Origin of the sequence: Kaistella sp. (assembly GCF_041824135.1) — a bacterium.
Taxonomy (GTDB): domain Bacteria; phylum Bacteroidota; class Bacteroidia; order Flavobacteriales; family Weeksellaceae; genus Kaistella.
Window position 1 is genome coordinate 1 of the sequence record NZ_JBGZYM010000073.1, and the last position, 5,837, is coordinate 5,837.

Here is a 5,837-nt window from a genome sequence, read left to right on the forward strand (position 1 = left end):
ATGGCAATGAAGTTATCCGCATTATCTCTGCTCGTCGTGTTAGCAAATCAGAAAGGAAACAATATGAGCATGGTTAGACGTACTTTAAAAAATCTGCCACCGCCTACGGAAGCTGATTTAGAGCGTTTGAGAAAGTTGTCAGAGATGCCTGATGAAACGATTGATTACAGCGATATTCCGCCATTGCCTGATGATTTTTTTGTAAACACAAAACGCTTTGATGAGTTGTATCGTCCAAACAAGACACAAGTAACGGTTCGTCTTGATGCTGATGTTTTGGCATGGTTAAAAAAAGGCGGGAAAGGTTATCAAACGCGGTTAAACAACATATTACGCCAAGCGATGCTAAAAAGTTGAAATTAGCATTGCCATAACAAAATACCGTCAATCATTGATTGACGGTATTTTGTTTGGGGTTAAGGGGGCGTTGCCCCCTTACTCACGACAATTTGCGTTAGCAAATTGTGTAGTGAGTACACTATTGCGTATCGGCATAGTTTTTAGGTGGTGGAACTCCAGAAATTTTTTGATTTGTTGTAACGCTTAAAATAACGAATTATAATAACGTTATAAGTAATTATACTTTTTGATAAAGGATATAACGAGATGAGTAAAGAAACTCAAAAAGATTTGGCTAAAAAGTATCTTCAATTACAAGAGAAGAACAGAGAACGGCAACGAGCATATCGAGAGCGAAAAAAGCAATCAGGCTATAAACAGGTCGCTGTTTTTGTTTCAGAGTACAATCCTGCCCCCGTAAAGAAATTAATAGCCGAATGGGAAAATTATCAAAGTATGCTCCCTAAATTTGAAAAAACCATTCGGGAATTGTCTAAAAATTTAACTTCAGACAATAAACCAAGTCCTAAACGTGATGAGTTAGCTCAATTAGCTGATTTTCTGAAAAGAATTATTAAGTGATACCGAGTAAACGGTATTAAATGACTAAAAAAAATCCCATTTTTGTAAAAAATTGGGATTTTTTTATTTTGGGTGCAGGAAATTGCGTCATGGTAATTAAAATCAATTCATGTTCTTAAAAAATGAAACGGAATTCATTATGCCCCAGTATGCCATTTTGCGTGTTACCAAACACAAAACCGTACAAAACCTAGTCAGTAGCTTAAAACACAATTTCAGAGAAATTCCTACACACAACGCCAATCCTGAAATGACAAAAAACAACGGTCATTTTTCAATGAAATATCAAGATTTGGCTAATAACGAAGATGAGCCTATAAACACCACAAGTAAGGCAATGGATGTATTTAATCGCCGAATAGAGCAGATTGCACGCAATGGCAAAATCAGAAGCAATGCTGTATTGGCTGTTGAGTATCTCTTTACTGCTAGCCCTGAATGGTGGCAACAGAGTACTTCGGAAATACGAAGGAAATGGCGAAAACGAACTATTGAATTCTTAAAACAAAAGCATGGTGTTGAAAACATCATTACTGCAACATACCAAACAGATGAAACCACTCCGCATATTTCTGCTTTTGTGATTCCTGAATACAAGGGAAAGTTAAATGCGCGTCATTTTTTCGGGGGGCGAAAAATTTTAAGTGCATTACAGACAGACTATGCGACACAAGTAGCAGATTTTGGACTGCATCGTGGCATTGAAAACAGTAAAGCAACGCATAAAACTATTAAGCAATATTATTCAGAAATAAATCAGGTAATGAGTGGGAATGTGCCAAAGGACGAATTGAATCAAGAAATTCGTCAAAAAATCCATATCCCTAAAAAGAGCCTGTTAGAAACAACTGATGGATACCAAAAAAAAATTTACCAGTTAGTAGAACAATCCGTTCATGAAATTCTTGCACCCAAATATGCCTACTTTCCTAAAGTGAAATCAGCATTGAACAACAAGCAGGAAGAATTAGAAGAATTAGACAATCAAAAAAGAGAATTTTTTAAAAATCAACAAAAAATAATTGATGAAGAAGTGTTATTGCGTACTCAAAATTTAGACTTTGATTTGAAATTGGCTGTTTTGGAAAAGGAAGAATTATCCAATGAACTCAAACATAGAGATGAAATAATTTCCAAACAAAATGAACAAATTCAAGACCTTTCTTTAGAAGTTGATATACAAAGTGGAGTTATTGCTTCATTGAATATCAAATTTCATGAATGGCGTGAAGAAAAATTAAAACAGGAAAGGGTAATGAGTGAGCATCAACAGGCTTTTGATGATTTGTGTAAAAAGTTAAAAGCAACACAGCTTGAATTAAGTAGATATAAGGAAAAATACGAACCAAATCAATCACTAGATTCTGATTTAACACTATAAAAAGAAGATGAAGCAAAGTAGGTATGTTAAAAGTCATCCTCAAAAAGCACAGATTGAATAACCAAGCACATAAATTTTCAGTTATTTTTATGAACCATTTGAGTTGTAACGTTGGCAAACCATTATGTCATTTCTTTAGCTTGTTTAAGAAACTTTATTTTACCTAAATACGTTTCCATTTATGTTTAATGTTTACATAAAGACTATTTTATTATTTAAATTTATTTAAAAATTGAAATTATAATAATTAAATTAAATAAAAAATAATCAAAATTTAAAATACTAAAATAAATAGTATGAAAATATTTAAATTATCCTCTGCAAATCTATTGCAAATGATAAAAGAATATGCAAAAATATTTCATAATTTATTTTTTAACCATTTGATTGAAAGGTAGCCTTTTATGAAAAATAAAATCCCACAAACTGCGAAAGCTCAATATGAACTTGGTCTTGACTACATGAACCAATTTGATGCATTACGTAACGACAAAAATGAAAATGGAAACTACATAGGAATGTATTTTCTTGAAATGGCACGTTATCCAGGTTTGTTTGTAAATGCTGACACACTGAAGATAATTAAAGAAGTAGATTACAATGAAGAATTGCGTAAAGAGTATTTATCTGAATCGTACCGAGAAAAAATTCTGAATGCTCAAGAATTGTATGACAATGGTATTTTTTGGATTCGTTTAGCTGCTATAAATGGCAATATGGAAGCTCAATATTATTTGTTTGAAGAAGGCTATGATATTTGGGATACTAGATTAGGAATAAATAGTGAAGCCTTTTTAGAAAGTGACGCTTTTAATTGGTGTAAAAAAGCCGCAGAATCAGGATATTCTAAAGCAGAAGTTTCATTGGCTCGTCATTATCTCAATGTGTTTCAATCAATTTTAGAAGATAAAAGTCAAAATAATGACCAAACATATGAAAAGGAAATCTTTTATGCTAATCAAGTTATTTATTGGTACGGACAAGGCATTAAAAAAGATAATTTGAATAGCATTATTGAACTAGGAATGGCATATCATGATTATTTTAACGACAATGAGAAAGCCATTTATTTCCTAGAAAAAGCTCTTGAATTATCAGTAAAAAAAGTAAATGAAGATTACAATGTAAAAAGACCATACATTATGGTTCATCTTGCTCATGTATATGAAAAAAAAGGGAATTATCATAAAGCCCATAATTTACTTTTAGAGCTTAAAGAATATGATGCTGATATTCTTGGTTATGATGGTCAAAATTTATCTTCTAATATTGAACGTATTGAAGAAATTTTGCGTATACGAGAAACCGATAGAACTGGGAAATATTTTTAAAATTTAAAAGTACAGGTACATTAAAAGTGGAATTCATATTTAATGTACCTGTTTATATTTTATATAACTGCGATTAAATTCTGTTTACAGTTTGAGGTACATTTATAGCTCATTCACTTTTAAACCGCTACAGCGTTGGCTGTACTATCTTTGGCTCGCCACTTTTTAGCGATTTAAAATTGAACCAGCTGTGACAATGAAAAAATCATAAAAAAGATGATGAAAAATTTTTACTCGCGTATGCGAATGACTAGGTTTTCACAGTTTTTTTTCGTGTATGCTTTTTTTCTTTTTTTTAAATCTTTTTAAATCTTTTTTAGCCTATCTGAAAGCCTTGATACATCAGGGCTGCGAGAGAGTAACTATGACAGTTTGTCGTTTAACTATGACAGTTTGTCGTTTAACTATGACAGTTTGTCGTTTAACTATGACAGTTTGTCGTTTAACTATGACAAGTTTACAAATGTCATAAAATTGGTTATTATGGTACTTTTTTCTGATTGATTTTTCGCATTATGATGGATACTAAAAAAGATTTGGTTGTATTTGATAATTCACTAATTACGGCTGCCTATAATTTCACTTTGAATGAACAACGTCTAATTTGGTGCGCTATAAAGCAGATTCCAAAAGGGAAGCCCATTGCGCCAAACACCCCATTTTTAATTAAGCGTGAAGATTTTATTGAACTTGGGGCTGACCCTAGCCAAGTAGCGCGTGAAATTCGTCAAGCAACAAGAGATTTATTAAAAAGAACAGTTAAATTCTTAACACCTATTGGGGAAGTAGAAATTCCGTGGCTCTATGAAGTTTTGCGTTTTGATAAACGAGCAGAAGAACGATTAAGAGAGCGTTACCCAAATAAAGAAGATTATTCAGAATATATTAATAAATTGAGATTATTTAACTTAATTGATAGTGTTTCCATGAAACACGATGATGATATTGTCGCTCGTGTGATTTTTCATGAAAAAATGCTCCCATTGTTGAGCGATTTAAGAGCCAAATTTACGCCTATTTTATTTTCAGATGTAAAAGAATTTAGCAGTTTTAATACCTACCGCTTTTATGAATTGTTCATGCAATATTTGAATGAAGAAACTGGTAAAGGTTGGGTGCAAATTGAAATTGAAAAATTAAAATATATGCTTGTTTTAAAAGATAAATATAGGCTTTTTGCAGATTTCAAAAAACGCGTAATTGACCCATCTGTTAATGAAATCAATGAGCAATCTCCCTTGTTGGTTCAGTATGAATTGATTAAAAAAGGGCGGAAATTTACCGCAATTAAATTCATATACCAACGAAAAAAAACCTCTCCTACAGCAACCAAAGCACAGACTGAAAACAGCGACATTAAAACTCCTGATTTGTTTGATGGTTTAACAGATTTAGAACGCGAAACAATTAAAGCGCGGATTGATGAATACATCGCGCAAAAAGAAAGTAAGGGCGAAATTGTGAGTGATTTTTACCGTGCTAACATTACGAAAAAAGCGATTGCAGAACGTTGGGGTCTTGATGTTTTAGTGAAAAATCAACTTAAAAAACAAAAAAATGAAGAGAGCAAATCACTTGAAAAAGCTTGGCGAGAAGTGCCAAATTACACAAAATTTAAACACAATAAAGATGGTTCAATATGGCAAAAAGAAGCGGGGTATCTACGAAATGTTGAAAACAGTCGAGTAGTTCCTGACGGTCAAATTATTGACTTTTTACAACATCTGACAATGATTGTAGAAGAAAGTTAAAGCGAATTTAGGCAATCTGTCAGCCTTTTGAGCTGTCACCATTTAGCAAGGTATTTTGTTTTGAATATTGCCAAATTTGTAGTTATAATTTTATAACTATGGAAAATTTGATTTTTGAATGGGACGAAAATAAAGCCAAAATCAACTTACAAAAGCACGGAGTAACTTTTGAAGATGCAATGGCTGTTTTTACTGACCCACATCGCATAACAAAACAAGACCGATTTGAAAATGGCGAATATCGTTGGCAAACCATTGGTTACAGCAGAAACATTATTTTGCTTTTGGTTGCCCATACGATTTGGGACGATGATGGCAATGAAGTTATCCGCATTATCTCTGCTCGTCGTGTTAGCAAATCAGAAAGGAAACAATATGAGCATGGTTAGACGTACTTTAAAAAATCTGCCACCGCCTACGGAAGCTGATTTAGAGCGTTTGAGAAAGTTGTCA

General features: G+C 32.8%; 6 protein-coding genes. All 6 read left to right on the forward strand.

The genetic code is table 11. The features are described from left to right. The first annotated feature begins 63 nt into the window (after positions 1–63). The 6 genes from ACEYOS_RS08245 (at position 64) to ACEYOS_RS08270 (ending at position 5,773) form a co-directional block, all read left to right on the forward strand. A complete protein-coding gene (locus ACEYOS_RS08245) occupies positions 64–357 on the forward strand; it encodes a BrnA antitoxin family protein (protein ID WP_373797561.1) in 294 nt (97 codons plus the stop codon). Between the two features lie 249 nt (positions 358–606). Further along, on the forward strand, positions 607–921 hold the full coding sequence (locus ACEYOS_RS08250; protein ID WP_373797556.1) for a hypothetical protein: 315 nt from the start codon (positions 607–609) through the stop codon (positions 919–921). 109 nt (positions 922–1,030) lie between these two features. After that, complete coding sequence (mobV, locus tag ACEYOS_RS08255; RefSeq protein WP_373797557.1) at positions 1,031–2,302, forward strand: MobV family relaxase; 1,272 nt, start codon at positions 1,031–1,033, stop codon at positions 2,300–2,302. A gap of 404 nt (positions 2,303–2,706) precedes the next feature. After that, complete coding sequence (locus ACEYOS_RS08260) at positions 2,707–3,633, forward strand: hypothetical protein (RefSeq protein WP_373797558.1); 927 nt, start codon at positions 2,707–2,709, stop codon at positions 3,631–3,633. A gap of 515 nt (positions 3,634–4,148) precedes the next feature. Continuing rightward, the gene (locus ACEYOS_RS08265; protein ID WP_373797559.1) at positions 4,149–5,384 is read left to right on the forward strand and encodes a replication initiation protein; all 1,236 of its coding nucleotides are present in this window, start codon (positions 4,149–4,151) and stop codon (positions 5,382–5,384) included. A gap of 98 nt (positions 5,385–5,482) precedes the next feature. Further along, positions 5,483–5,773 (forward strand): BrnT family toxin, encoded by a 291-nt coding sequence (locus ACEYOS_RS08270; protein WP_373797560.1) that lies wholly within the window; start codon positions 5,483–5,485, stop codon positions 5,771–5,773. Positions 5,774–5,837: the final 64 nt, after the last annotated feature.